The sequence below is a fragment of the Pseudomonas sp. GV071 genome (assembly GCF_003050835.1).
Classification (GTDB): domain Bacteria; phylum Pseudomonadota; class Gammaproteobacteria; order Pseudomonadales; family Pseudomonadaceae; genus Aquipseudomonas.
This window is the reverse complement of the sequence record NZ_QAOJ01000008.1, coordinates 41,179-67,752: the sequence shown is the minus strand read 5'-3', so window position 1 is coordinate 67,752 and position 26,574 is coordinate 41,179. Positions and strand designations below refer to the sequence as shown.

The following is a 26,574-nucleotide window of genomic DNA, read 5'->3' as shown; positions in this document are numbered from 1 at the left end:
AAACTCGCGCGTAAGGCGCGAAACAAAACGCCCAGCGCACGCGGTAATGAAGAACACCAAAAGTAGCCGGTACGCATCGCGTTAGCCTCAAGCCAAGCGCAACACCACGGCACCAGCCACTATCACGCAGGCGCCCAGAATGCGCGCCGGGCTCAGGTGCTCTTTGAGGAACAGCCCGGCGATCAGCATGCCGAACAGAATGGCGGTCTCACGCAGTGCCGCGACCACCGCCACCGGCGCCTGGGTCATGGCCCATAACACCAGGCAATACGACGCCACTGTGCCCAACGCGCTTAGCGCCCCCATGCGCCAGTAGATGCGCGCATAGGCCACGAACACCACCCGCCGGGCCAGTAGTGCCCATGCCAGCAGCAACACGCCTGTCAGCAGAAACAGCCACAAGGTATAGGCCGCAGCGGCTCCCGCATGCCGCACGCCCACTCCGTCCACCAGGGTATAGGCGGCAATCACCACGGCATTGAGCAGCGCCAGCAACAGCCCCTGGCGTTGGTTGGCGGAGCGTTTGCCGGGTTGCCGCGCCAGGGCCATGGCGAGAATGCCCAGGCAGATCAGCACGATGCCCGCCAATGCACCCAGGCCCAATGGATCGTCCAACCAACACAGGCTGGCCAGCGCCACCAGCAGCGGTGCGGTGCCGCGCATGATCGGGTAGGTCTGGCTCATGTCAGCCAGGTGATAGGCGCGTGCCACCAAGGCGAAATACACCACGTGCAAGAGCACCGAGGCAGCCAGGAATGGCCAGCTTTCGACCGCTGGCTGCGGCAACCAGGGCAGCAGCACGGTGGCCAGCAACCCGGCGCAACTGGTCAGCAGCACGGTGCTCAACAGTTTGTCGGGGCCGCCTTTGACGATGGCGTTCCAGCTGGCGTGCAGCAGCGCGGCCAGGAGTACTACCAGATAGACAGACACACGCGCTCCTTAGACGGCGTAGGGCAAGGGCGGAGTGTATAAGGCGGCGATCAACCAACGGAATACGCAGCACTGCTTTGATTGAGCAGCTGCGGTTGCAGCAGGCGGATGTCCGATTCGATCTCGTCGATGATTCGCGCAATGTCGTCGCGGTGCAGGCTGGCGCTGCAGGCAATACCGGCAATCGACAGCAAGGTGGCGTTGCTGCCTGGTTGGAAGATGCGTACCTGCATCGAGTTCGGGCTGTCCATGCTCGCCTCCAACCCCAGGGGGGCGAAGTGTTCCTGCATCTGCACACAGGCGGCGGGAAAGGAGCGTTTCACGGCTGAACCTCGTGGGTGGTTGGCCAGAAGGTAGGAACAAGCCTAGGTCACACCTTTGCCCTTTGCCCCGCATTTGGTCAGCTCAGCGCCGTGGCCGTGAATGACCGTTGGACCGAATGCCTGAACCTTCGCCTGCAACCCCGTCTCGATAACGTAGGGCCCACCGTGGAGGCTCAAGGTCGACGAGCCAGAATTAACTGAAAAAACCGCTCGTTCGCCTGCTCACCTGCCCTCTTGCCCTTTGTGAGACAGCAGCAACCTGACCAGGAGATTGATACTGATGGCTACGCCGAAAAAACCTGCCCCTGCCAAACACAAAGACTCATCCGGCACCCCACCACCGGCCTCAGCCGGCCTTCCCGCCAGCGCCACCGCCGAGCAAGTCGGCCAAGCGCAAGCCGTGGAGAAAACCGTTAGCGGTTGCCCGTTCAATGCCAACAAGGCCAAGGAATACGGCCCGGCATCTACGCGCCCCAGCCCTGGCGAAACCGTCGACGCTCCACCGATTGCCGGCGCCAGCACCCTGAGCGAAAACAACGCCAGCGGCAAAACCGGCGCTGCGCAACCCGGCGTCAATGCCAATAGCGGCGAGCTGCCGCGGGTGCAGGCCGACAGTGCCGGCCAGGGGCTGACAACCAACCAGGGGGTGCCGGTCGCCGACAACCAGAATTCGCTGAAAGCGGGCCTGCGCGGCCCGGCGCTGCTGAAAGACTTTATCCTGCGCGAGAAAATCACCCACTTCGACCATGAGCGCATTCCCGAGCGCATCGTGCATGCCCGCGGCTCGGCCGCCCACGGTTTCTTCGAGGCCTATGAAGACCTCAGCGAGCTGACCCGCGCCACCCCATTTGCCGCCAAGGGCAAACAAACCCCGGTGTTCGTGCGGTTCTCCACCGTGGCCGGCGAGCGCGGTTCGAAAGATACCGCCCGCGATGCCCGTGGTTTTGCGGTGAAGTTCTACACCGACCAAGGCAACTGGGACCTGGTGGGCAACAACATCCCGGTGTTTTTCATTCAGGACGCGATGAAATTTCCCGACCTGATCCACGCCGTCAAACCCGAGCCCCACAACGGCATGCCGCAAGCGGCGTCGGCCCATGACACCTTCTGGGACTTCATTTCGCTGTCCCCTGAGTCGGCCCACATGATCATGTGGGCAATGTCCGACCGTGGCATTCCACGCAGCTACCGGATGATGCAAGGCTTCGGCGTGCACAGCTTCCGTTTCGTCAACGCGCGCGGCGAGTCGAGCTTTGTGAAATTCCATTGGAATCCCAAACTCGGCACTCACTCCCAGGTGTGGGACGAGGCGGTGAAGGTCTCCGGCGCCGACCCGGACTACCACCGCCGCGACCTCTGGGAAGCCATTGAAGCCGGCGCCTACCCGGAGTGGGAACTGGGCGTGCAGGTAGTCAGTGAAGAACAGGCGGAGAAATTCAGCTTCGACATTCTCGACCCGACCAAGCTGATCCCCGAGGAGCTGGTGCCGGTGCGCCCGATTGGCCGCATGGTGCTGAACCGCAACCCGGAAAACTTCTTCGCCGAAACCGAGCAAGTGGCGTTCTGCGCTGCCCATGTAATTCCGGGCATCGACTTCAGCAACGACCCGCTGCTCGCCGGGCGCATTCACTCCTACGTCGACACCCAGATCAGTCGGCTGGGCGGCGCCAATTTCCATGAAATCCCGATCAATGCGCCCTTGGCCCCGGTGCACAACAACCAGCGCGACGGCATGCATCGGCAAACCATCAACCGCGGGCGGGTGTCTTATGAGCCCAATTCGCTGGCCGGCGGCTGCCCGTTCCAGACCGGCGAGATTGGCTTTGTGCCGTTTCCGGAACCGCTGGAAGTGGGCGATGAAGTACGCGGCAAACCCGAACGTTTTGCCGAGCACTACAACCAGGCCACGCTGTTCTTCAACAGCCAGGCGCCGTTCGAGCAGCAGCACATCATCGATGCGCTGCGCTTTGAACTGAGCAAGGTGCAGGTGCCGGCAGTGCGTACCCGCGTGCTGGCCATGCTGCGCAATATTTCCGAAGAGCTGGCGCAAGAAGTAGCCAATGGCTTGGGCGCCCCCTTGCCACAGCCGTTGCCCAAGGCACTGGCCGAGCCGGTGGCTGCCGAGGTTGAACTGTCGCCCGCGTTGTCGCTGCTGGCGCGACCTGGGGATGGCAGCATCACCACACGGATGGTGGCCATTATCGTCGGACCCGACATCGATGGTGCCAGCGTGAAAGCCAGCGCTGATGCGTTGATCGCCGGCGGCGCAGTGGTGCGCCTGGTGGGCCATCGCGTAGGGCCGTTCAAGACCGCAGGTGGTCCGGAAGTGGTGGCGGATGCCTCGCTGAACAACCAACCCTCGCCGACCTTCGACGCGGTGGTGGTGCCCGACGGGCAGGCCGCCATCGATGCCTTGAAAGTGGATGGCCGCGCCCTGGAGTTTCTGCGAGATGCCTTCCGCCACGGCAAGGCGATTCTGGCAGTGGGCGCCGGTAAGGAGTTGCTCGACGCTGCGGATATTCCGCTGGCCGATAATCCACCGGGGGTGTTTATCGACACCAAGGCGGATAAGGGCGTGCTAAACGACTTTATCAAGGGCATCGCCAGCCACCGCTTCCCGGAACGGGAAACCCATCCACCGGTGGTGTAAACCCCGCACAGCAAAACGCCCGGCATCGCCCGGGCGTTTTGCTTGAGGTAAAAAGCGTCGCGGCTGAAGCCCCTCCCACAGTGTTTTGTGGGAGGGGCTTCAGCCGCGATGCCTTTGTTTTGAAGCTACGTTAGCTCGATCAGCGCCTGCACCAGCTCGTTCTGGTTGAACGGTTTGCCAATGTGCGGCAGGGCCAGGTCGGTGTCGTCGAGCTTGTCGGCATAACCGCTGGCGAGCAGCACCGGAAGCGTCGGCCAGCGCTGTTTGATCTGTTGCGCCAGCTCAGCGCCAGTCATCTCCGGCATGGCCAGGTCGGTAACCACCACATCGATATTCGGGTTGCCGGCCAAGCGCTCCAGCGCCTCGGGCCCGGAGCTGGCTTGGAGGGCGGTGTAACCGAGGTCGTCCAGCATGGCGGCCGTGCTCAGCAGCACCAGCGGGTCGTCGTCCACCACCAGCACGGTGAGCGCTTGCACGGTGGCGGACAAGCCAATCACCGGTGCTGCGTTGGCGACCTCGGCCTGCGCCGAGACATTAGCTACCGGCAGCCACATTTCGGCGGTGGTGCCCTGCCCCACTTCGCTGCTGAGCATCAGTCGGCCACCGGATTGCTGGGCAAAACCATGCACCATCGACAGGCCCAGGCCAGTGCCCTTGCCCACGCCCTTGGTGGTGAAAAACGGTTCGCGGGCGCGCTCCAGGGTTTGCGCGTCCATGCCGGCGCCGCTGTCGGTGACCGACAGACACACATAACCGCCAGCTTTCAGCTCACCGTCATCGGCGGCGAGGGTTTCCTCACGAGCAGCGATCACGATCTGACCGCCAGTGGCCATGGCATCGCGGGCGTTCACGGCGAGATTGAGCAAGGCCATTTCCAGCTGATTGCTGTCGGCCAGCAAAGGACTCAGGCGCAGTGGAAAGCGCACTTCGATACGGGTTTGCGGGCCGAGAGCGCGCTGCAACATGTCCGACATGCCGCGCACCAGCACCTGGGCATCCAGCGCTTCGACCACCAGCTTCTGGCTACGGGCAAAAGCCAGCATGCGTTGCGTCAGACTGGCCCCGCGCTGCGCACCCTGGATGGCGTTGTCGAGCAAATTGAGAATGCGCGCCTCGTCCGGCACGCGGCGGCGCACCACTTCCAGGCTGCCGAGAATCACCATCAGGAGGTTATTGAAGTCATGGGCGATGCCACCGGTGAGGCGCCCGAGCGACTCCATTTTTTGCGCCTGAAACAATGACTCTCGGGCCTTTTCCAGGGCGCGCTGGGCTTCCATGCTGTCGGTGATGTCGCGGGTAATTTTGGCAAAGCCGATCAGCGCGCCGAGGTCGTTGCGGATCGGGTCGACCACCACGCTGGCCCAGAACCGCGTGCCGTCTTTGCGAATCCGCCAGCCCTGACTTTCAAAGCGGCCCTCGGCCAGGGCCCGGTTCAACCCGCGCTGCGGCTCGCCTTTGGCGACGTCTTCCGGGCTGAAAAACACCGAGTAATGGCGGCCGATGATTTCTTTCGGGGTATAGCCTTTGATGCGCTGGGCGCCGGTGTTCCAGTTGGTGATCATGCCCTCGGGGTTGAGCATGTAGAGGGCGTAGTCAGTGACGCCATCGACCAGAATGCGAAATTGCTGCTCGCTCTGCTTAAGCGATTCTTCGGCCATTTTGCGCTCGGTAAGATCGCGAGTGACCTTGGCATAACCAATCAACGCACCGCTGGCGGTGCGAATCGGGTCGATCACCACGTGGCACCAGAAGCGTTCGCCATTCTTGCGCTGGCGCCAGCCTTCACCTTCGAAGCGGCCTTCGGTTTCAGCCGTCAGCAAGGCCAATTGCGGCATGCCATTGGCGCGGTCTTCTTCGGTATAGAAACGGGAAAAGTGCTGACCGAGGATTTCTTCCTCTTCGTAGCCTTTGAAGCGCTTGGCGCCGGCGTTCCAGCTGCTGACCAGGCCCTGGGTGTCGAGCATATAAATGGCATAGTCCGTCACCGCGTCGAGCAACAGCCGGTAGCGGTCGTCGCTCATCAAGGGGTCGGGCTTGCGTTTAACCTGGGGCATGCAGGCTCCGGGGAGCAGGAATAAATGAAAGTGCAGATGGGCAGATCATAGCGGCCCTCGCGACAAGCGGTCTATTGGCCGCAAACGGCACGGCTAGCAGCGGCTCCAGGGGCTGAGGCCTGATGTGCTGTAGAGCACGAGGCTTGGCATTCGTTCTGAGTATTTAAATGGGCGAAACGGCGTCGCTACGCTTGCGAGTGCTCCGGCACAACACTCGGATGCACCACCCTGTTACTTAACGCCCCGTCCACGAGCACCAGCGTGGTGCATTTGCAATTTATCGTTACCTGCCAGTGTTTTACCGCCCTGGAGAATAGCCAGAAGCGGCGGGATTCTGATCCAATATGTCGTCATATTTACAATGGTTCGAAAATTGCTGGCATACACTCGTTCGGGACTGTTTCCCGTCGAACTTCCGCGTTATCTCACGTGATCAAAACACTAAGGACACAATCGATGAAGAAAGCATGGCTGACTCTTTCTGCCCTGGCCCTGTGCATTGGCGCCGGTTCGCTGCAAGCCAAAGAATTCAAAGAAATCCGCTTCGGGGTTGATCCTTCCTACGCTCCCTTCGAGTCCAAAGCCGCTGACGGCAGCCTGGTTGGCTTCGACATCGACCTGGGCAACGCCATCTGCGCCGAGCTCAAGGTCAAGTGCAAATGGGTTGAAAGCGACTTCGACGGCATGATCCCCGGCCTGAAAGCACGCAAATTCGACGGCGTGATCTCCTCGATGACCGTTACCCCGGCCCGCGAAAAAGTCATCGATTTCTCTGACGAGCTGTTCTCTGGCCCTACCTCCCTGGTGTTCAAGAAAGGCGCTGGCCTGACTGCTGACGTGGCAAGCCTGAAAGGCAAGACCGTTGGCTACGAGCAAGGCACCATTCAAGAAGCCTACGCCAAGGCCGTGCTGGACAAAGCCGGGGTGAAAACCCAGGCCTACCAGAACCAGGACCAGGTATACGCCGACCTCACCAGCGGCCGTCTGGATGCTTCCATCCAGGACATGCTGCAAGCCGAGCTGGGCTTCCTGAAGTCGCCACAAGGCGCTGACTACGAAGTGAGCGAAGCCATCGACAGCGAACTGCTGCCAGCCAAAACTGCCATTGGTATCTCCAAAGGCAACGACGAGCTGAAAGCCCTGCTGAACAAAGGCATCAAAGCGCTGCACGATGACGGCAAATACGCCGAAATCCAGAAGAAGCACTTCGGTGAGCTGAATCTGTACCTCGGCAATAAGTAATAAAGAGCCGTACATGCTGTTTGAAAGCGTAGCGAGCGCAGTAGCTTTCAGACGGCATGGGGTTAATCGCCCACCCCTGCAAAGGGGTGGGCGTTTTGTTAGAAGTGAAAGGTCAGATTCATGTTTGAAAATCTGCTGCAATTTCTCGGGCTGTCCGCCTTCAGCTTGAAGGGCTTTGGCCCTCTTCTGCTGCTCGGCACCTGGATGACCATCAAATTATCGGTACTGTCGCTGCTTGTAGCCGTGGTTCTCGGCTTGCTCGGCGCCAGCGCCAAACTGTCCAGCGTGCGCGCCTTGCGCATTCCGGCGCAGCTCTACACCACCCTGATCCGCGGCGTGCCCGATCTGGTGTTGATGCTGCTGATTTTCTATAGCCTGCAAACCTGGCTGTCGTCGTTCACCGACGCCATGGAATGGGATTACATCGAGATCGACCCATTCGCCGCCGGGGTCATTACCCTCGGCTTCATTTATGGCGCGTACTTCACCGAGACCTTCCGCGGCGCGATTCTCGCGGTACCGCGTGGGCAGGTGGAAGCGGCCACGGCCTATGGCCTGAAACGCGGTCAGCGGTTTCGTTATGTGGTGTTCCCGCAGATGATGCGCTTCGCCCTGCCGGGCATCGGCAATAACTGGATGGTGATGCTCAAGGCCACCGCGCTGGTGTCGATCATCGGCCTGGCCGACGTGGTGAAAGCCGCGCAGGACGCCGGCAAGAGCACCTATCAATTGTTCTACTTCCTGGTGCTGGCGGCGCTGATCTATCTGGCCATCACCAGTGCTTCGAACTTTGTCCTGCGACGCCTCGAACGGCGCTATGCGGCTGGCGCGCGGGAGGCAGTGCGATGATCGAGTTGCTGCAGGAATACTGGAAACCCTTCCTCTACAGTGACGGCGTCAATGTCACTGGCCTGGCCATGACCATGTGGCTGCTGAGCGCCTCGATCTTCTTCGGCTTTCTGGTGTCGATTCCACTGTCCATCGCCCGCGTATCCCCCTCGCGCTGGGTGCGCTGGCCGGTGCAGTTCTACACCTACCTGTTCCGTGGCACACCGCTGTATATCCAGCTGCTGATTTGCTACACCGGCATCTACAGCATTGCCGCAGTGCGCGAAGTGCCGCTGCTCGACTCGTTCTTCCGCGACGCAATGAACTGCACCATCCTGGCGTTCTCGCTGAACACCTGTGCCTACACCACCGAGATTTTTGCCGGTGCCATTCGCAGCATGAACCACGGGGAAGTGGAGGCGGCCAAGGCCTATGGCCTGAACGGTTGGAAGCTGTACGCCTACGTGATCATGCCCTCGGCCCTGCGCCGCTCGTTGCCCTACTACAGCAACGAAGTGATCCTGATGCTGCACTCCACCACCGTGGCCTTCACCGCGACCGTGCCGGACATTCTCAAAGTCGCGCGGGACGCCAACTCGGCGACCTTCCTGACCTTCCAATCGTTCGGCATTGCGGCGGTGATCTACCTGGCGATCACCTTCGCCCTGGTGGGCCTGTTCCGCCTGGCGGAAAAACGCTGGCTGGCCTTCCTCGGTCCCGCGCATTAAGGATTGCCCATGCGTCATCTACAGCACGACCTGCTCGCCCCGGTGCCCGGCACCGCCCGGCAGATTCACAGCTTTCATTTCGGCCCCGAGCAAAGCGCCAAGAAGGCCTATATCCAGGCCTCGCTGCACGCCGACGAACTGCCCGGCATGCTCGTCGCCTGGCACCTGAAACAGCGCCTGGCCGAGCTGGAAGCCGCCGGCCAACTGCTCGGTGAAATCACCCTGGTGCCGGTGGCCAACCCGATTGGCCAGGCCCAAGTGGTGATGGACATGCCGCTGGGGCGCTACGAGCTGGAAACCCGTGAGAACTTCAACCGCGCCTTTCTCAATGTCAGCCAGCAGGTGGGCGATGAAGTCGCGGCGCTATTGAATGACGACGCCGAGCACAACCTGCGGCTGATTCGCGCCAGCCTCAAACAGGTGCTGAACAGCCGCACCGCGGCCACCCAGCTGCAATCGCAACGCCTGACCTTGCAACGCCTGGCCTGCCAGGCCGATGTGGTGCTCGACCTGCACTGCGACTTCGAAGCCGTGGCGCACCTGTACACCACGCCGGAAGCCTGGGCACGGGTCGAACCGCTGTCGCGCTATATCGGCACCGACGCCAACCTGCTGGCCAGCGACTCGGGCGGGCAATCGTTCGATGAGTCGTTCAGCCTGTTCTGGCTGCAATTGCAGCAGCGGTTTGGCCAGCAGTTCCCGATAGCCCAGGGCGCCATTGCGGTGACCGTCGAGCACCGTGGTGTGCTGGATGTCAGCCATGAGCAGGCCGCGGCCGATTGCCAGGCGATCCTCAACTACCTGACCCATTGCGGCGTGATTGCCGGTGAAGCCCCTGCCCTGCCCGAACTGCGCCAACCAGCGACGCCGCTGGCCGGGGTTGAGCCGGTAACCACTCCGGTCGGTGGCCTGCTGGTGTTCAGCGCCACACCGGGGCAGATCATGGCGGCCGGCGACCTGATCGCCGAAGTCATCGACCCGATCAGCGACAGCGTCACGCCCATTCATTGCAGCACCGCGGGCCTGCTCTACGCCCGCTCGATGCGCCGTATGGCCACCGCCGGCATGGCCATCGCCCACGTGGCAGGCGCCGAGGCCTACCGCAGCGGCTACCTACTTTCGCCTTGAGGACTTCCCGCCCATGTACAAACTGACCATTGATGGCCTGCACAAAAGCTACGGCGACAATGAAGTGCTCAAAGGCGTGTCGCTGAAGGCCGAGAGCGGCGACGTGATCTGCCTGATCGGCGCCAGCGGCTCGGGCAAGAGCACGTTCTTGCGCTGCATCAACTTCCTCGAACAGCCCAACGATGGCGCCATGAGCCTGGATGGCCAGCAGGTGCGCATGGTCGCCGACCGTGGCGGCATGCGGGTTGCCGACGAAGACGAACTGCAGCGCATCCGCTGCCGGCTGGCCATGGTGTTCCAGCACTTCAACCTGTGGAGCCACATGACGGTGTTGGAAAACATCACCATGGCCCCGCGCCGGGTGCTGGGCGTGAGCAAGGAAGAAGCCGAAACCCGTGCCCGCCGTTACCTGGAAAAGGTCGGCTTGCCCGAGCGCGTGGCCAATCAGTACCCGGCCTTCCTCTCCGGCGGCCAGCAGCAGCGCGTGGCGATTGCCCGGGCGCTGGCGATGGAACCGGAAATCATGCTGTTCGACGAACCCACCTCGGCGCTCGACCCGGAACTGGTCGGCGAAGTGCTGAAAGTGATCCAGGCCCTGGCCGAAGAAGGCCGCACCATGATTCTGGTTACCCACGAAATGGGCTTTGCCCGCCAGGTGGCCAGCCAGGTGGTATTTCTGCACCAGGGCAAGATCGAAGAACAAGGCGCGCCGAAGGATGTGCTGGATAACCCGCAGAGCGAGCGGTTGCGGCAGTTCCTCAGCGGAAACCTGAAATAATCCCCCGTCGTCCCAGCGCAGGCTGAGACCCAGAATGTTTCGGCGGACGTATTCCCCCAGACGATTCTGGATCCCAGCCTGCGCTGGGATGACGGTGTGAGGTTGGAGGCATGCGGCAAACCCATAAAAAAACCGGGCACAAGGCCCGGTTTTTTATTGGCTGAAATTACTTAGGCCTTGGGCAAGGTAACGCCCAGTTGGCCCTGGTATTTACCGCCACGGTCTTTGTACGACACTTCACAGGCTTCGTCCGACTGCAGGAACAGCATCTGCGCCACGCCTTCGTTGGCGTAGATTTTCGCCGGCAAGGTGGTGGTGTTGGAGAACTCCAGCGTCACGTGACCTTCCCATTCCGGTTCCAGCGGGGTGACGTTGACGATGATGCCGCAGCGCGCGTAGGTGCTTTTGCCCAGGCAGATGGTCAGTACGTCGCGCGGAATGCGGAAGAACTCCACGGTGCGCGCCAGGGCGAAGGAGTTCGGCGGAATGATGCAAACGTCGCTTTTGACGTCGACGAAGCTCTTCTCATCGAAGTTCTTCGGGTCGACGGTGGCCGAGTTGATGTTGGTGAACACCTTGAATTCGTCAGCGCAACGTACGTCGTAGCCGTAGCTGGACACCCCATAGGAGATCAGCGCGTTGGCGCCTTCGGCCCGCACCTGACGCTCCACGAAGGGCTCGATCATGCCGTGCTCTTGGGCCATGCGGCGAATCCACTTATCCGATTTGATGCTCATGGCGAGGTGTCCTGAATAGCGAGGTGAAAAAGTGTGGGCATCTTACCGGGAGCCACGGCTGGGTTCAAAGGTTGGCGTTCCAGCGGAGCGCACGGACCTGTGGGAGGGGCTTTAGCCGCGATGCTTTTCAAGATCAAGAGCATCGCGGCTAAAGCCCCTCCCACAGGACCTCATGCGGGTTAGCGGGATTTATCAGGCGTTAAAACTGCGGGGTGTATTTGACGGTAAACATCACGTTGCGAGGGTCGCCGTAGTAGTTGCCGCCGTTAATGTCGTTGTACGAGGGGATGTAGTACTTCTTGTCGAACACGTTGTTAAGGTTCATCGCCACGCCGATCTCATCGGTGGCCTGGTAAGCCAGACGGCTGCTCCAGATCGCCACACCGGGCAATTCGAATTCGCCGTACATGCTTGGGGTGTGCGAGTTGGCGTTTACCCCGGCACCAACACTGACGCGGTTGAAGTCGCCCGGCAGCTTGTAATTGGCCCACAGACGGAGCATGTGTTTGGGCGTCCAGGTGCTGAAGATACTGCCTTGCTTTTCTGGGTCTTTGAGGTATTTGGTGGTGTTGTAGGTGTAGCCGGCAGACAGTTGCAGGTCAGTCAGCACTTCACCCGTAACCTCCGCCTCGAACCCCTGGCTGCGCACCTTACCGGACGCCCGCGAGCACAACGAACCGTTGGCGCACACGTAACCCAGTTCAGGCAATTGCGTGGCGCGGTTTTCCTGGTCATAGCGGAACAGCGCGAAGGACACGTTGACCCGGCCATCGGCCAGCTCACCCTTGAGCCCGGTTTCGTAGTTGGTGCCTTCGATAGGCTTGAGCGGCTGCTTGTCGAAGGTCGGCTCCGGCTGCGGAATAAACACGTCGGAAACGCTGCCGTACACCGACCACTCCGGCGTCAGCTCATACACCAGCCCCGCGTAAGGCGTGACCCGACCGCTGTTTTTGATCTTCGAATCGCTGCCCCACTCCGGGTACTCGATACCTTGCTCAATGTACTGGCTGGTGTACTGGTACTCGTACCAACTGGTGCGCGCACCAAGGATCATCGTCAGCGGGTCGAGGAGCTTGACCCGCCAGGTGCCGTAGATGCCCTTTTGGCGAACATCGTACTGGCTGGGATCGAGCTCGCCAGCGGCAGCGATGCTGTCCATGTCCCAGTTCGGCCGATGGTGGTCGATATCAAAGATGTTCGCCCCCGGCGTGCGGTACGCGGCATAGGCACCGTGGCTGGTGTACTTGGAGTAGTTGGCGCCCAGCACCGCGGACTGCTCGAAGCCCAGGCCTTCGAATTTGCCGTCTACATACATGTCCAGCCCACGGTTCTTGCTCTGATAGTCAGTGCTGTAGTTGAAGTGGCGCGGGCCGCTGCCGTCGGGTTGGGCAGCCACCACCATGTACTGATAGGTCGCTTCGTTGCTTTCGAACATGCCGAACATCGACGTCTTGAATTTCCAGTCGTCGTTGAAGCGGTGTTCAAGGTCCAGGTACACGGATGTCTGATCGTTAGTGCCACGGTTCCAGGTCGAGCCGGTGTAAGTGGAGCGTGACAGGTCGAGATCGCCGCCATCGGCATAGCGCATCAGGCCGAGGAAGAACGGCCGGTAGTGGCCTTGGTGATGGTTGAAACCGACACCCAGGGTGGTGCTATCGCTCAGGTCGAAATCCAGCGCGCCGTATACCGTCTGGTCCCAATTCCACTTGTAGTCGACGAAGGAATCACCCTGCTGGTAATCGACCACGGTACGCCCGCGAATGGTGCCCTCGTCGTTCAGCGGACCACCCGCGTCCAGCTGCAGCCCATAACGGTCCCAGGAGCCGGCTTTACCGGTGATGGTTACGGTGGGTTTCGCTTGCCCGCGTTTGCGCACCAGGTTGACCGCCCCGCCCGGGCTGTTGGCGCCTTGCAGCAAGCCAGCCGCGCCGCGCAGAAATTCCACACGGTCGTAGATCACCATCGATTCGGTCAGGTAGCTGCCCAGCGAATAGACGTTACGCGGCGTCGGCACGCCGTCGTATTGCAGCGCCTCGATATCGAAACCGCGGGAGAAGATGAACATGCCCGGCCCCGGCGACTTGGTCGAGGTCATACCGGTAGTGTTGATCAGCGCCTCGGTGAGGCTGGTGATGTTCTGGTCGTCCATGCGCTGACGGGTGAGCACGCTGACCGACTGCGGAATGTCTTTGAGCTTCTGCTCGCCCTTGCCGATGGTTACCGCGCCGGTGGTGTAGGAGCCGGAACCTTCGGTAGTGCTGCCCAGGGTCTGGCCATTGATATCGGTGGCACCCAGTTCCAGCGCACCGCCGGTTTGCAAGGTCACCAGGCTGTAGCGTGTGGCGCCCTCCTGGCGCAGTTGCAGGTTGCTGCCGGCCAGCAGCTTGGCAAAACCTTCCTGCAACGAGTACTCGCCCTGCAGACCTGGCGAGCTGAGGCCGGCGGTCTGCGATGAGGCAAACGACAGCATCACACCGCTGGCAGCGGCGAACTGGCTGAGCACGGTACCCAGCGGGCCGGGGGCAATCTGGTAGCGGATCTGGCTGGCGTCGGTTTGCGCCCAGGCGGGTTGGACCGCGCCGAGTAACAGCGGGCCGCCGAGGGCAAAGCCGAACAGCGCCAGGCGGATGCCTCTTGCCAGGGGGTTGTGGTGCTGGGTCATCAATCTCGATCCTTGTGCCGTGGGCAGATTTAGTGGCGGTTAAACCGCTCTACTGCTTGAGCCGGATGAGAATTGAAATCAGCAACCCAGATAAGAAATATTTTCATCAAGACGAAATAATCACGCCTCGACCCGCACCCAGTAGCGGGAAAAACTGCGCACCCGCACCGGCAACGACGCCGTCAGGTTGGCCAGCACGGCGTCGCTGTCGTCCACCGTGAAGGCGCCGGAAACCCTTAACTCGGCGACCTCCGGCGCGCAGCTCAGATGGCCGGGACGGTAGCGCGCCAGCTCGGTGATGAAATCGCCCAGGCGCCAGTCGATGGCCACCAGCATGCCCATGGTCCAGGCGCTGCGGTTGGGGTCGGCCGGTTGCGGCGCGCCCAACTGGCGGGCATCGAATTGCAGTTGCTGGCCCGCCTCCACGCGCTGGGCGATGGCGGGCGACACGTCGCTGCGCACCTCCACCGCATGCTCCACCACGCTGACGGCGGTGAACTGCTCCCCCAGGCGTACGTTGAAGTCGGTGCCCAACGCACGGATGCGGCCGTGACGGGTTTGCACCAGCAACGGCCGTGGCGTTGCCACTAGCGAGTCCGGCGCGGTTTGCAGACGGATTTCGCCATGGCGCAGGGTGATCAGGCGCTCGCTGCTGCCGTAGTGCACGTCCACTTGAGTATCGGTATTGAGGTCCAGGCGGCTGCCGTCAGCCAGCATCACCTGCCGGCGCTGACCGGTACGTGAGGCGTAGTCAGCACTCAGCGGCGAGAACTGGTAACTCGCCCCTGCCAAGCCAAGGGCCGCAAACACCAGTAGCGACTTCATCGCCAGACGCCGCTCCACGCCGGCCTGGGTCAGCACAGGCAAAGCCAGGTCCAGCGGCACGCCGCGCAGCTGGCGTTGCAATTTTTCCACCCGTGCCCAGGCCCGTGCATGGTCGGGCGAGGCGGCCAGCCAGGTCTGCCAGGCGTGGCGCTGGCGTTCGTCGGCGGCGCCGTCGTTGAGCTGCACATACCAGTGCACGGCCATTTCCAGGCAGCTGTTGGGCATCTTGGGCAAGGCGGCCATCAGTCTTCCACCAGCAACAGGCATTGCAACAGGGCTTTGCTCAGGTGGTTTTTCACCGTGGTCACCGACACGCCCAGGCGTTGGCCTATTTCCACATAGCTGAGCTCTTCCAGCTGGGCCATGAGAAAAATCTGCCGGGTGCGCGGGCCCAGGCCATCGAGCATGGCGTCGATGGCCAGCAGCGATTCCAGAATCAGGTGACGGGTTTCCAGGCTTTCTTCATAGGCCTCGGGCCGGGCGGCCAAAGCTTCGAGGTAGGCGTTTTCCACGGCACGGCGGCGGAACAGGTCAATCAACAGACCACGGGCGATGGTGGTCAGGTAATGCCGTGGTTCCCGAACGCTCGGCGCGGTGCGGGCGTTGAGCAGGCGCACGAAGGTGTCCTGCGCCAGGTCGGCGGCATCGGCCGAGTTGCCAATGCGGCTACGCAGCCATTTCTGCAGCCAGCCGTGGTGTTCGCCATACAGGCTTTCCACGCTGTGCAGGGGGAAAAAGTTGTCGGTAGACATGCCGCCAGAAACGCCACAGATGATAATTCATCTCATCTTCTACGATTTCTCATTGGCGTTGCAACGGCTGATTACAGATTGCCTGCCCGGAGCGGGCGCCTAATCAGCCGCCACTCCGGGAAAGCGCGCCGGTTTAATCGTCGGAAATCACGATGTTCGGCATAGCCGGTGCGTTCTGTCCACTCTGAGCAATACGCGCGCCGACGGCACGGGCGACTTCCTGGTAGAGCATGGCGATCTGGCTTTCCGGGTCGGCAATCGCGGTCGGTTTGCCGCCGTCGGATTGCATGCGGATGGCCATCGACAGCGGCATCGAGGCCAGCAGGTCGACGTCATACTGCGCTGCCAGCTTCTCGCCGCCGCCTTCGCCGAACAGGTGCTCGGCGTGGCCGCAGTTGGAGCAGATGTGCACGGCCATATTTTCCACCACGCCAAGCACCGGAATGTTCACTTTGCGGAACATTTCCACGCCTTTGCGCGCATCCAGCAGGGCCAGGTCTTGCGGAGTGGTGACGATCACCGCGCCAGCCACCGGCACTTTCTGCGCCAGGGTCAGCTGGATATCACCGGTGCCCGGCGGCATGTCGACGACGAGGTAATCGAGGTCGCCCCAGGCGGTTTGCGTGACCAGCTGCAGCAAGGCGCCGGAGACCATCGGACCGCGCCAGACCATCGGCGTGTTGTCGTCGGTGAGGAAGGCCATCGACATCACTTCCACGCCATGGGCCTTGATCGGCACAAACCACTTCTGCTCTTTCACCTGTGGGCGGGTGCCTTCAGGAATGCCGAACATGATGCCTTGGCTGGGGCCATAGATATCGGCATCCAGAATGCCGACCTTGGCACCTTCACGGGCCAGGGCCAGGGCCAGGTTGGCGGCGGTGGTGGACTTGCCCACGCCGCCTTTGCCCGAAGCCACGGCGATCACGTTCTTGACGTTGGCCAGGCCCGGCACCTGGGCCTGAGCCTTGTGCGCGGCAATTACGGTGTCGATCTGCACAGTGGCGCTGTCGATGCCGTCGACATTTTCCAGGGCCATTTGCAGCATCTGCGCCCAGCCGTTCTTGAACAGGTCGGCGGCGTAGCCCAGCTCCAGGCGCACCCGCACCTTGCTGCCGTCGATGCTGACATCGCGCAGGCAACCGGCGGTTACCGGGTCTTGATTGAGGTTGGGGTCAGTGAACTGGCGCAGGGTCGCTTCGACCACCTGGCGGGTAACAGCGCTCATGGGGCAACTCCGAAAGGCTGAGCAAAACAGGCGGGCATATTACTCCAGCGCAGATCGATTTGTGGCGTTGGGCTTCGCGTTGCTCAACCCAACCTACGCCAGATCCGTAGGTTGGGTTGAGCCACAGGCGAAGCCCAACGGCCCGTCACGGGTGAAAAAATTCGCCCGGGCCTTTATAGTTGCCGACTTCCCTCGTAATGCCAGTGCAGCCGATTACCATGTCCGAGCCCCGCAAAATCCTCGTCACCAGCGCCCTGCCCTATGCCAACGGTTCGATTCACCTTGGCCATATGCTCGAGTACATCCAGACCGATATCTGGGTGCGCTTTCAGAAGCACCGCGGCAACCAATGCATTTATGTCTGCGCAGACGACGCCCACGGCTCGGCCATCATGTTGCGCGCAGAGAAAGAAGGCATCACGCCGCAACAGCTGATCGACAACGTCAAAGCCGAGCACAGTGCCGACTTCGCCAGTTTTCTGGTCGACTTCGACAACTTCCACTCCACCCATTCGGAAGAAAACCGCGAGCTGTCGACGTCGATCTACCTGGCCCTGCGCGACAAAGGCCATATCGCCACGCGTTCGGTGACCCAGTATTTCGACCCGGAAAAAGGCATGTTCCTGGCCGACCGCTTCATCAAGGGCACCTGCCCGAAATGCGGCACCGACGACCAGTACGGCGACAACTGCGAAAAATGCGGCGCCACCTACGCGCCCACCGAGCTTAAAAACCCGCGCTCGGCCATTTCCGGCGCCGTGCCGGTGTTGAAAGACTCCAAGCACTTCTTCTTCAAGCTGCCCGACTTCCAGGCCATGCTGCAAACCTGGACCCGCAGCGGCACCCTGCAAGACGCGGTTGCCAACAAGATCGCCGAGTGGCTGGATTCCGGCTTGCAGGAGTGGGACATCTCCCGCGATGCGCCGTACTTCGGCTTCGAAATTCCCGATGAGCCCGGCAAGTACTTCTACGTCTGGCTGGACGCGCCGATCGGCTACATGGCCAGTTTCAAGAACCTCTGCAACCGCACGCCGGAGCTTGATTTCGACGCGTTCTGGAACAAGGATTCGACTGCCGAGCTGTACCACTTCATCGGCAAGGACATCGTCAACTTCCACGCCCTGTTCTGGCCGGCAATGCTCGAAGGCGCGGGCTACCGCAAGCCGACCCAGATTGCCGTGCACGGGTACCTGACCGTCAACGGGCAAAAAATGTCGAAGTCGCGCGGCACCTTTATCAAGGCGCGCACCTACCTCGATCACCTGTCGCCGGAATACCTGCGTTACTACTACGCGGCCAAGCTCAGCCGTGGCGTTGATGATCTGGACCTGAACCTCGAAGACTTCGTGCAGAAGGTCAACTCCGACCTGGTCGGCAAGGTGGTCAACATCGCCAGCCGTTGCGCCGGGTTTATCCACAAAGGCAATGCCGGCGTGCTGGTCGACAGCAATATCGCGCCAGAACTGACCGACGCCTTCCTCGCCGCCACCCCGAGCATCGCCGAGGCCTACGAGGCCCGTGACTTTGCCCGTGCCATGCGCGAAACCATGGCCCTGGCCGACCGTGCCAACGCCTGGATCGCCGACAAGGCGCCGTGGGCGCTGGCCAAGCAGGAAGGCAAGCAGGACGAAGTGCAGGCCGTGTGCGCCCTGGGCATCAACCTGTTCCGCCAGTTGGTGATTCTGCTCAAGCCGGTATTGCCGACCCTGGCCGCCGACGCCGAGGCCTTCCTCAATGTGCCGCCGTTGAGCTGGGACGACCACAAGACCCTGCTGGCCAACCATCAGTTGAATGCCTTCCAGCCGCTGATGACCCGTATCGACCCGAAAGCCGTGGACGCCATGACCGACGCCTCGAAAGAAGACCTGGCCAGCAGCGAAGCCGCTGCCGCCCCTGCCGGCAACGGCGAACTGACAAAAGACCCGCTGGCCGCCGAAATCGGCTTTGACGCTTTCGCTGCCGTCGACCTGCGCATTGCGCTGATCGAGAAATGCGAGTTCGTTGAAGGCGCCGACAAGCTGCTGCGTCTGACCCTGGATATCGGCGATGCCAAGCGCAATGTGTTCTCCGGTATCAAGAGCGCCTACCCGGACCCGAGCAAACTCGAAGGTCGCCTGACCCTGTACGTGGCCAACCTGGCCGCGCGCAAGATGAAGTTCGGCGTATCCGAGGGCATGGTGCTGGCGGCCGGTCCTGGCGGCGAAGAGATCTACCTGCTGAGCCCGGACAGCGGCGCGAAGCCGGGCCAACGGGTCAAGTAATACGCTGTGAGACGGGGCTGAATGGTTCAGCCCCGCTGTATTTTTTGGCAAGGACGCGACGATGAAACTCAACTGGATGTTGCCTATTCTGTTGCTGGCCCTGGTGGGCTGCAGCAAACAAGACGGCTATGAAAATGCGCGGGCTGTTTCCGGCAGTGCCGAGGTTCAAGGCGAAAAAGCCAAAGCCGGCGCGTTCCTCGCTTACGAACACTACGTCACCCTCGAACTGGAAAAAGCCGCCGTCAGCAAACGCCTCGCCGACACCCGCGAGGCCTGCACCAGCGGGCGCTTTGGCCAGTGCGACCTGCTCGGTATCGAGCAAGGCGAAAGCACGTACAACGCCGGCACCCTGAGGGTACGCATTGTCCCTGACGGGGTAGAAAAGCTGGTTTCGCTGGCCGGTGAAGGCGGCACATTGGTCAGCCGCACCACGCAAGCCGAAGACCTGGCCCAGGCCGTCTCCGACAACAACCAGGTGCGCGAGCGCCTGCAGCGCCAGTACAAAACCCTTGAGCAGTTCCAGGATCGCAAGGACCTCAGCGTCAGCGACATGCTCGCCCTCGCCCGCGAGATGGCCGAGGTACAGGTGCAACTGGACGCCACCTCCCAGGAAGCCGCGCAGCAGCAACGGCGGATCAACACCAACCTGCTGACCCTGACCTTCCGCACCGAAACACAGCGCCCCGGCCGCTTCAGCCGCATCGGCGATGCCTTCGGCGACCTGCTCGACAACGCCACCGACGGCACCACCAAAGCCTTGGAAGTGCTCGGCTACAGCATCCCCTTCCTGATCGTGCTGTTCCCGCTGGCGCTGCTGGTGCGCTGGCTGTGGCGCAAAGTCACGCGGCGCGGGCTGCAGGGCCGGAACAAGGGCTGAAATCGCATTGGGCCCGCATGGGCTCGCACGGAAGCACAGCATGAAAAAATCTGAAGCCGTGATCCTCACCCTGGTGACGGGCGGCGTGTTGTTCAGCCTGTTTCACCACAACAACGTGTACCGCGACCGCTATGCCAGCCGCGCCGATTGCGAGCGCGACTGGCAGAACAGCAGTTACTGCGAACCCGTGCCCTCTGGCGGCTATGGCGGTAGCGTCGGCACCGGTGGCTGGGGCAGCCGTAATCGCACCGACTACTACGGCCCCAGCTACGAAAGCGGCTCGCGCCCCAATACCGCCCAGCGTCAGCTGATTGCCGGCAATGAAGTGGTCAAGCGCAGTGGTTTTGGCCACTCGGGTGCACGTTTTTCCGGGGGTGGTTAGTGCAGCGTATCGCCTTCACGCCGCGCCCCAACTGGCAGCAGCGCTGCGAAGAACTGGGCTTCACCTTCCACAGTATCGATGGCGTGTACTGGGATGAGTCGGTGGCCTATGAGCTAACCCTGGCCCAGGTGGAAACCCTCGAGCAGGCCAGCGAAGAACTGCACCAGCGCTACCTGGCCGCCGTCGCCTGGGTGATTGAGCACCAGCATTTCGAACCCTTCGACCTGCCCACCCACGCCATCGCCCTGATCGTCGAGTCCTGGCAACGCCAAGAGCCGGCGTTATATGGCCGTTTCGATTTTTCCTGGAATGGCCAGGGCGCACCCAAGCTGCTGGAGTATAACGCCGACACCCCCACCAGCCTGCTGGAGGCCAGCGTGGTGCAGTGGTATTGGCTGCGCGACGTGCTGCCAGAGGCCGATCAGTTCAACTCGATCCATGAAAAGCTGATCGCCCGCTGGCAGGACATTGCCCAGGGCCAGCGCGTGCATTTCGCCGCCATCGACGGCCATGAAGAAGACACCGGTAACGCCCGCTATATGCAGGACGTGGCGCAACAGGCCGGCGTCGACACGCGCTACCTGCCGGTGGAAGCCATCGGTTTCGACGGCCAGGGCTTTGTTGACCTGGACGATCAGCCGATCACCCGCTGCTTCAAGCTCTACCCCTGGGAATGGCTGCTGGAGGACGAGTTCAGCGAGCACCTGGCCAGCAGCACCCTGCGTTTTCAGGAGCCGGCCTGGAAGATGCTGATGTCGAGCAAAGCGATGCTGCCGATTCTCTGGCAACTCAACCCCGACCACCCGAACCTGCTGGCCGCCAGTTTCAACGAAGACCTGCCCGGGCGTTATGTGCGCAAGCCGCTGTATTCCCGTGAAGGGCAGAACATTCGCATCGTGGCCGGCGAGCAATCGCAGGAAAGCGACGGCCCACATGCCGACGGCCGTTTTATCTACCAGGCCTTCGCGCCGCTGGCGAAATTTGCCGACAGTTACACGGTGCTCGGCAGCTGGATGGTCGGCGATCAGGCCGCCGGCCTGGGTATTCGTGAAGACGCCAGCCCGATCACGCGCGACAGCAGCCGCTTCGTCCCCCACTACTTTGTCGACTGAGGCGCGCGCGCCCTTTCGCTGTTCAGGAGCATTTCCGTCATGGCCCTACTGACCAACCTGCCCACCTTCTTTGTGTATTTCGCCGCTGCCCTCGGCTTGTTTGGCGCGTTCATTTTTATCTACCTGCACCTGACCCCCTACCCGGAACTCAAGCTGATTCGCGAGGGCAACCTGTCCGCCGCTCTGGCATTGCTGGGCAGCATGCTCGGCTTTGCCCTGCCGCTGGCCAGCGCCATTGCCCACAGCGTCAGCCTGCTGGACATGCTGGTGTGGGGCCTGGTGGCACTGGTGGCGCAGGCGTTGGTGTACCTGCTGGTGTCGCGCTTGCTGCCGGAGCTGCGCAACGGCATTGGCGAAGACCAGACCGCCCACGGCCTGTTTCTTGGCGGCAGCGCCTTGTGTGTCGGGCTGATCAACGCCGCCTGCATGGTGTACTGAGGCGGCGCCATCCCGGATAATGGCCGCCCCTTCTGGCCATGCAGCGAATGCACCCGCGTGATGACCGCTTTTTTCCTCGCCCTGATCGGCGCCGCGCTGGTCAATAACCTGCTGGTACTGCTGCCCGCCGGGGCCGACACCGTGCAGGTGCGACGGGCGCAGTTGGCCTTGCTCGGGCCGGCGAGCGCACTGCTGATTGCCCTGGCGACACCGCTGGGCTGGCTGCTGTTTCACGGCGGGCTGGCGCCGCTGCACCTCGATTACTTGCGTCTGTTCGTTTACCTGCCGCTGCTGGCAGCATTGGCCTGGGCGAGCCTGACGCTGGTGCGCCGCGTTCGTGGGCAACAGTTCGAAGGCTTGGGCTGGCCCTTGCTGGTCAGCAACGGCGCCGCCTTGGGCAGCGTGCTGCTGGCGGAGCCGCAGTCGTTTGTACAGGCCTTGGCGCAGGGCATTGGCGGCGGGCTGGGCTTCTGGCTGGCATTGCGGGTACTGGCTGATCTGCTTGAGCGCATCGACCACCGCGCCGTACCGACCGCCTTGCGTGGCATGCCATTGGTGTTGATCGGCGCCGGCCTGATCGGCTTGGCGCTGCTGGGCCTGCAAGGGCTGGCACCGCGATGAGCAGCCTGATTTCAGTGATCGCCATCGACGCCCTGCTGCCGCAAACACAATGCGGCAAGTGCGGGCACCCAGGCTGCAAGCCCTACGCCGAAGGCATCGCCCAGGGCGAGGCGATCAACAAGTGCCCGCCCGGTGGCGAAGCGACCATCGAGGCGCTGGCGCAGTTGCTCCACGTGCCGGCACTGCCGCCGGAGTTGCCGCCCATTCCGCCGCAGTTGGCGTTCATTCGCGAAGCCGAGTGCATCGGCTGCACCAAGTGCATTCAGGCCTGCCCGGTGGATGCCATCGTCGGCGCCGCCAAGCTGATGCACACGGTGATCGCCGACGAGTGCACAGGCTGCGAACTGTGTGTGGCGCCCTGCCCGGTCGACTGCATTGACCTGGTACCGCTGGCTGAAGCACAAGCCCAGGAACAACGCCTGCGCGCCGACCAGTTCCGCCAGCGCCATGAAAGCCACTTGGCCCGCCTGCAGCGTGATGAAGCGCGGCGTCAGGCCGAGCGCGCCGCCCGCGCCGAACGCCAGGCGCAGCCTGCCGCTGCCGCCACGCTGGATCCGGTGCAAGCAGCAATTGAACGGGTAAAAGCGCAGAAGGCGACCACCTCCGACGAGCAGGTCAAACGCCTGAAAATCGAAGCGGCCATGGCCCAGGTTGCGTACAGCAAGGCGCAGAAACAGTTGGCCACCTATGGCACGGCGGAACTGGCGCAACAGGTCGAAGAACTGCGCCTGGCTGCTGCCGCCGCCCAAGCTGCCCTGCAAGCGGCCATGCCGGCGCCGAGCGAGGACAGCCAGGTGGCCTTGAAAAAAGCCAAGATCAGCCTGGCCGTCGCCCGTGCCGCGTTGAAAAGTGCCGAGGCCAGTGGCGCCGAGTTGGCGCCGCTGCAGGCCAATCTGGCCGCAGCCGAACAGGCCCTGCACCAGGCCGAAGAGGCCTGCAACAAGCCGGCGCCGGATTTGCTGCGCATCGACAAACGCCCAATCGACAGCCAGTTGCGCGAGCTGAAAACCGAGCTGGCCTATGCCCGCGCCGAGGTCAGCAAACTGCAGCGCCGCGAGCCGGTCGACGAAGCTGCACTCGCCAAAGCCCAAACCCGTTTGCACGACGCCGAGGCGCGGCTCGATGCCTATCAACCCCACTAATCTGGCCTTCGACCCGCGCCCGAGCATGCAATGGGTACTGCTCGCCTGCGTGCCTGGCGCGCTGGTGTTGAGCTGGCAATACGGCTGGGGCACGCTGCTGCAGTTGCTACTCGGCCTGCTGACGGCGCTGGCATGCGAGGCGCTGGTGCGACGTCTGCGTCGGCAAGCGGCTGATCCGCAACAGGCGTTGGCCGGCATCGCCGTGCTCGGTGACGGCAGCGCACTGGTCAGCGCCACCTTGCTGGCCCTGGCGTTGCCGCCCTATGCGCCGTGGTGGCTGAGCGTCAGCGCCGCAGCCTTCGCCCATCTGTTCGGCAAAGCGCTGTTTGGCGGCTTCGGCAAAAACCCATTCAACCCGGCGATGCTCGGTTATGCCTTTGCCCTGCTGGCCTTCCCCGCGCAGATGAACCACTGGCCAGTGCCGGGTAGTGGCCAAGGCCTGCTGGCCGGACTGCAACAGATCGCCAGCGGCCAGTTGCCGGTCGACGGCTGGAGCCAGGCCACGGTGCTCGACAGCCTCAAGCACAACGACCGACTTACGGTGGACGAGCTGTTCCAACGTAACCCGGCGTTTAGCTCGTGGAGCGCCGGCTGGGTCAACCTGGCCTTCCTGCTGGGCGGCCTGCTCCTGCTGCAACAAAAGATCATTCGCTGGCACACCCCGGTGGGCCTGCTCGGCGCGCTGTTTGTCGCCAGCCTGCTGTGCTGGAACGGCTCGGGCTCGGACTCCAATGGCTCGCCATTTTTCCACCTGCTCTCCGGGGCGACCATGCTGGCAGCGTTTTTTATCGCCACCGAGCCGGTGTCCGGGCCCAACAGCGACCGCGCGCGCCTGCTGTTCGGGGTCGGCGTCGGGCTGCTGGTCTATGTGATCCGCACGTGGAGCGGGTATGCCGACGGCGTGGCCTTTGCCGTATTGGCCATGAACCTGTTGGTGCCGCTGCTGGAGCGGCAGGCGGCACGGCGCGAGGAGAGGCTGGCTGATGAATAAACGTGCGTGTGCGCTGCTGGTTGCCGTGTTGCTGGTGCTGATCGCCGCGGTGGTCGGTGTCGAGCGTTTGCTCAGCGCGCAGATAACCGGCGAACGGCAGGCTGCCAATGAACGCGCGCTGCTTGATCTGCTGGCGCCTGGCAGTTACGACAACCATCCGCTGGCCAGCCCCATCGTCCTACCCGACAGCGAAAAGCTGGGGTTACCCGCCCCCGCTTCCGCTTACCTCGCCACCCGCAACGGCGTTGCCAGCGCCGTACTGTTGCCCGCCCGCGGCAACGGTTACGAAGGCAGCATCGAGCTGCTGCTGGCAATTTCCCCGGCCGGCCAATTGCTCGCGGTGAAGGTGCTCAGCGAACACGAAACACCCGGGCTGGGCGATCTCAGCAGCGCGGCGAAAAGCCCCTGGCTGCGCGGCTTTTTCGGCCATAGCCTGAGCGACACCGATTGGCGCATGAAGGCCGACGGCGGCCAGTTCGACCAGATGGCCGGCGCCACCGTCACCTCGCGCGCGGTCAGCCAAGCGGTGCAACAGGGCTTGCGCTATTTCGACGAGCATCGCGCCGTGTTGCTGCCGCCGGTGGGGCCATGAGACCGCTGGTGCTGGTGGGTTTGGCGCCATTACTGGGGGCCACGGACCTGCTGATCAAAGCCCTGGGTCTGAGCCTGGTGGCGTTGCCGTTGCTGCCCCTGCTGGGCGCGCTGGCGATGCTGCTGCAGCGGGTTGAAGCCAGGTTGCGCACACTCATTTTGCTGGCCTCTGCCTGCGCTCTGCTTAGCCTGGCGGACCTGCTGCTGCAGGCCTGGGCGCTGGAGCTACGTACTGCGCTGGGAATTTTTCTGCCGCTGCTGTTGCTGACTGCGGCCCAGCCGCCGGCGAATGCCGCCGAAGGCCTGCGCTATGGCGCCCTGTTCAGCGCCGTCGCCGTGCTGCTCGCGGCGCTGCGTGAAGGGCTCGGCAGTGGCACCGTGCTCAACCACGCCGAGTGGCTGTTCGGCCCCGCAGCAGGCAGCTGGCAATTGCACCTGCCAGGTTTCAGCGGCCTGCACCTGTTCGCCTTGGCGCCCGGCGCGTTTATCCTGCTGGGCGTGCTGTGGGCTGCTGCCCGTCGCCTCTTCCCCTCCTCTTCCACCACCGACTCCGACGCCTGATGAACGCCGCCAAACGTTACGAGATCTTTCGCCGTCTGCATGAAGACAACCCCGAGCCCAAGACCGAACTGGCGTACAGCACGCCATTTGAACTGCTGATTGCAGTGATTCTGTCGGCGCAGGCCACCGACGTCGGCGTCAACAAGGCCACGGCCAAACTCTACCCCGTGGCCAACACCCCAGAGGCGATTTACGCCCTGGGCGTGGCGGGGCTGAGCGAGTACATCAAGACCATCGGCCTGTACAACAGCAAGGCCAAAAACGTGATCGAAACCTGCCGCCTGCTGATTGAGCTGCATGGCAGCCAGGTGCCAGAAAGCCGCGAGGCGCTGGAGGCGCTGCCCGGCGTCGGTCGCAAGACCGCTAACGTGGTGCTCAACACCGCCTTCCGGCAACTGGCCATGGCGGTCGACACCCATATTTTCCGCGTCGCCAACCGCACCAACATCGCCCCCGGCAAGAATGTGGTCGAGGTGGAAAAACAGTTACTCAAGTTTGTGCCCAAGGAATTTCTCCTCGACGCCCACCATTGGCTGATCCTGCATGGCCGTTATGTATGCCAGGCACGCAAGCCGCGCTGCGGCAGTTGCCGGATCGAAGACCTGTGCGAGTACAAAGCAAAAACGTCCGACGATTGACTCATTTGTGATTTACCTGACAGTCGATTGAAAAAATCTTTTTTACCCGTCCCGTGTTTGCCGATATAAGGTGCGCCAATGGCCCTGTAGCCGGG

At 62.5% G+C, this 26,574-nt stretch carries 25 protein-coding genes; 17 read left to right on the top strand and 8 right to left on the bottom strand.

Annotation, left to right across the window (positions count from 1 at the left end; genetic code table 11):
- Nucleotides 1-87: 87 nt before the first annotated feature.
- The gene (locus tag C8K61_RS16380) at nucleotides 88-930 is read right to left on the bottom strand and encodes an EamA family transporter (protein WP_108097490.1); all 843 of its coding nucleotides are present in this window, start codon (nucleotides 928-930) and stop codon (nucleotides 88-90) included.
- Between the two features lie 50 nt (nucleotides 931-980).
- Nucleotides 981-1,253 (bottom strand): DUF1652 domain-containing protein, encoded by a 273-nt coding sequence (locus C8K61_RS16375; protein ID WP_256589462.1) that lies wholly within the window; start codon nucleotides 1,251-1,253, stop codon nucleotides 981-983.
- A gap of 280 nt (nucleotides 1,254-1,533) precedes the next feature.
- On the opposite strand from C8K61_RS16375, the gene C8K61_RS16370 reads away from it, so the two are divergent.
- The gene (locus C8K61_RS16370) at nucleotides 1,534-3,903 is read left to right on the top strand and encodes a catalase (RefSeq protein ID WP_108097491.1); all 2,370 of its coding nucleotides are present in this window, start codon (nucleotides 1,534-1,536) and stop codon (nucleotides 3,901-3,903) included.
- 125 nt (nucleotides 3,904-4,028) lie between these two features.
- On the opposite strand, the gene C8K61_RS16365 is transcribed toward C8K61_RS16370, so the two are convergent.
- Entirely contained in the window at nucleotides 4,029-5,957 is a 1,929-nt protein-coding gene (locus C8K61_RS16365; RefSeq protein WP_108097492.1) for a PAS domain-containing sensor histidine kinase, read from the bottom strand.
- A gap of 456 nt (nucleotides 5,958-6,413) precedes the next feature.
- On the opposite strand from C8K61_RS16365, the gene C8K61_RS16360 reads away from it, so the two are divergent.
- The 5 genes from C8K61_RS16360 to C8K61_RS16340 all read left to right on the top strand — a co-directional run bounded on the left by C8K61_RS16360 (nucleotide 6,414) and on the right by C8K61_RS16340 (nucleotide 10,661).
- Nucleotides 6,414-7,199 (top strand): transporter substrate-binding domain-containing protein, encoded by a 786-nt coding sequence (locus C8K61_RS16360; protein WP_108097493.1) that lies wholly within the window; start codon nucleotides 6,414-6,416, stop codon nucleotides 7,197-7,199.
- 120 nt (nucleotides 7,200-7,319) lie between these two features.
- Nucleotides 7,320-8,048, top strand: a complete 729-nt coding sequence (locus tag C8K61_RS16355) for an ABC transporter permease (RefSeq protein ID WP_108097494.1) — start codon at nucleotides 7,320-7,322, stop codon at nucleotides 8,046-8,048.
- The gene (locus C8K61_RS16350) at nucleotides 8,045-8,755 is read left to right on the top strand and encodes an ABC transporter permease (RefSeq protein ID WP_108097495.1); all 711 of its coding nucleotides are present in this window, start codon (nucleotides 8,045-8,047) and stop codon (nucleotides 8,753-8,755) included. Before C8K61_RS16355 ends, C8K61_RS16350 begins: the two co-directional genes overlap by 4 nt.
- A gap of 9 nt (nucleotides 8,756-8,764) precedes the next feature.
- Nucleotides 8,765-9,883, top strand: a complete 1,119-nt coding sequence (locus tag C8K61_RS16345; RefSeq protein WP_108097496.1) for a succinylglutamate desuccinylase/aspartoacylase family protein — start codon at nucleotides 8,765-8,767, stop codon at nucleotides 9,881-9,883.
- 13 nt (nucleotides 9,884-9,896) lie between these two features.
- Nucleotides 9,897-10,661, top strand: coding sequence for an ABC transporter ATP-binding protein (locus C8K61_RS16340; protein ID WP_108097497.1), 765 nt, complete (start codon nucleotides 9,897-9,899; stop codon nucleotides 10,659-10,661).
- 170 nt (nucleotides 10,662-10,831) lie between these two features.
- Here C8K61_RS16340 and dcd read toward each other — a convergent pair whose 3' ends face one another.
- From dcd to apbC, 5 genes are all read right to left on the bottom strand, one after another.
- Nucleotides 10,832-11,398 (bottom strand): dCTP deaminase, encoded by a 567-nt coding sequence (gene dcd / locus C8K61_RS16335; protein ID WP_108097498.1) that lies wholly within the window; start codon nucleotides 11,396-11,398, stop codon nucleotides 10,832-10,834.
- Between the two features lie 199 nt (nucleotides 11,399-11,597).
- Nucleotides 11,598-14,060 carry a TonB-dependent receptor gene (locus C8K61_RS16330; RefSeq protein ID WP_108097499.1) on the bottom strand — a complete coding sequence of 821 codons (2,463 nt, stop codon included), beginning with the start codon at nucleotides 14,058-14,060 and terminating at the stop codon, nucleotides 11,598-11,600.
- Between the two features lie 120 nt (nucleotides 14,061-14,180).
- Nucleotides 14,181-15,128, bottom strand: coding sequence for a FecR domain-containing protein (locus C8K61_RS16325; RefSeq protein ID WP_256589461.1), 948 nt, complete (start codon nucleotides 15,126-15,128; stop codon nucleotides 14,181-14,183).
- Nucleotides 15,128-15,637 (bottom strand): sigma-70 family RNA polymerase sigma factor, encoded by a 510-nt coding sequence (locus C8K61_RS16320; RefSeq protein WP_108097500.1) that lies wholly within the window; start codon nucleotides 15,635-15,637, stop codon nucleotides 15,128-15,130. Before C8K61_RS16320 ends, C8K61_RS16325 begins: the two co-directional genes overlap by 1 nt.
- A 133-nt stretch (nucleotides 15,638-15,770) precedes the next feature.
- Nucleotides 15,771-16,865 (bottom strand): iron-sulfur cluster carrier protein ApbC, encoded by a 1,095-nt coding sequence (apbC, locus tag C8K61_RS16315; RefSeq protein WP_108097501.1) that lies wholly within the window; start codon nucleotides 16,863-16,865, stop codon nucleotides 15,771-15,773.
- A 218-nt stretch (nucleotides 16,866-17,083) separates the two neighbouring features.
- On the opposite strand from apbC, the gene metG reads away from it, so the two are divergent.
- The 11 genes from metG to nth all read left to right on the top strand — a co-directional run bounded on the left by metG (nucleotide 17,084) and on the right by nth (nucleotide 26,479).
- Nucleotides 17,084-19,126: a methionine--tRNA ligase gene (metG, locus tag C8K61_RS16310; RefSeq protein WP_108097502.1), complete on the top strand. Its 2,043-nt coding sequence runs from the start codon at nucleotides 17,084-17,086 to the stop codon at nucleotides 19,124-19,126.
- A gap of 61 nt (nucleotides 19,127-19,187) precedes the next feature.
- Nucleotides 19,188-20,003: a DUF4349 domain-containing protein gene (locus C8K61_RS16305; RefSeq protein ID WP_108097503.1), complete on the top strand. Its 816-nt coding sequence runs from the start codon at nucleotides 19,188-19,190 to the stop codon at nucleotides 20,001-20,003.
- 40 nt (nucleotides 20,004-20,043) lie between these two features.
- The gene (locus C8K61_RS16300; protein ID WP_108097504.1) at nucleotides 20,044-20,385 is read left to right on the top strand and encodes a hypothetical protein; all 342 of its coding nucleotides are present in this window, start codon (nucleotides 20,044-20,046) and stop codon (nucleotides 20,383-20,385) included.
- Nucleotides 20,385-21,497: a glutathionylspermidine synthase family protein gene (locus C8K61_RS16295; RefSeq protein WP_108097505.1), complete on the top strand. Its 1,113-nt coding sequence runs from the start codon at nucleotides 20,385-20,387 to the stop codon at nucleotides 21,495-21,497. The genes C8K61_RS16300 and C8K61_RS16295 overlap by 1 nt, the downstream gene beginning before the upstream one ends.
- Nucleotides 21,498-21,536: 39 nt before the next feature.
- Complete coding sequence (locus C8K61_RS16290) at nucleotides 21,537-21,935, top strand: DUF350 domain-containing protein (RefSeq protein WP_108097506.1); 399 nt, start codon at nucleotides 21,537-21,539, stop codon at nucleotides 21,933-21,935.
- 60 nt (nucleotides 21,936-21,995) lie between these two features.
- The gene (locus C8K61_RS16285; RefSeq protein ID WP_108097507.1) at nucleotides 21,996-22,556 is read left to right on the top strand and encodes an Rnf-Nqr domain containing protein; all 561 of its coding nucleotides are present in this window, start codon (nucleotides 21,996-21,998) and stop codon (nucleotides 22,554-22,556) included.
- Nucleotides 22,553-23,698 (top strand): electron transport complex subunit RsxB, encoded by a 1,146-nt coding sequence (gene rsxB, locus C8K61_RS16280; RefSeq protein ID WP_371920000.1) that lies wholly within the window; start codon nucleotides 22,553-22,555, stop codon nucleotides 23,696-23,698. The genes C8K61_RS16285 and rsxB overlap by 4 nt, the downstream gene beginning before the upstream one ends.
- Nucleotides 23,679-24,689, top strand: coding sequence for an RnfABCDGE type electron transport complex subunit D (locus tag C8K61_RS16275; protein ID WP_108097508.1), 1,011 nt, complete (start codon nucleotides 23,679-23,681; stop codon nucleotides 24,687-24,689). Before rsxB ends, C8K61_RS16275 begins: the two co-directional genes overlap by 20 nt.
- Nucleotides 24,682-25,281 (top strand): RnfABCDGE type electron transport complex subunit G, encoded by a 600-nt coding sequence (locus tag C8K61_RS16270; RefSeq protein WP_108097509.1) that lies wholly within the window; start codon nucleotides 24,682-24,684, stop codon nucleotides 25,279-25,281. Before C8K61_RS16275 ends, C8K61_RS16270 begins: the two co-directional genes overlap by 8 nt.
- A complete protein-coding gene (locus C8K61_RS16265) occupies nucleotides 25,278-25,841 on the top strand; it encodes an Rnf-Nqr domain containing protein (protein ID WP_108097510.1) in 564 nt (187 codons plus the stop codon). The genes C8K61_RS16270 and C8K61_RS16265 overlap by 4 nt, the downstream gene beginning before the upstream one ends.
- Nucleotides 25,841-26,479 carry an endonuclease III gene (nth, locus tag C8K61_RS16260; RefSeq protein WP_108097511.1) on the top strand — a complete coding sequence of 213 codons (639 nt, stop codon included), beginning with the start codon at nucleotides 25,841-25,843 and terminating at the stop codon, nucleotides 26,477-26,479. The genes C8K61_RS16265 and nth overlap by 1 nt, the downstream gene beginning before the upstream one ends.
- The last annotated feature ends 95 nt before the right edge of the window (nucleotides 26,480-26,574 follow it).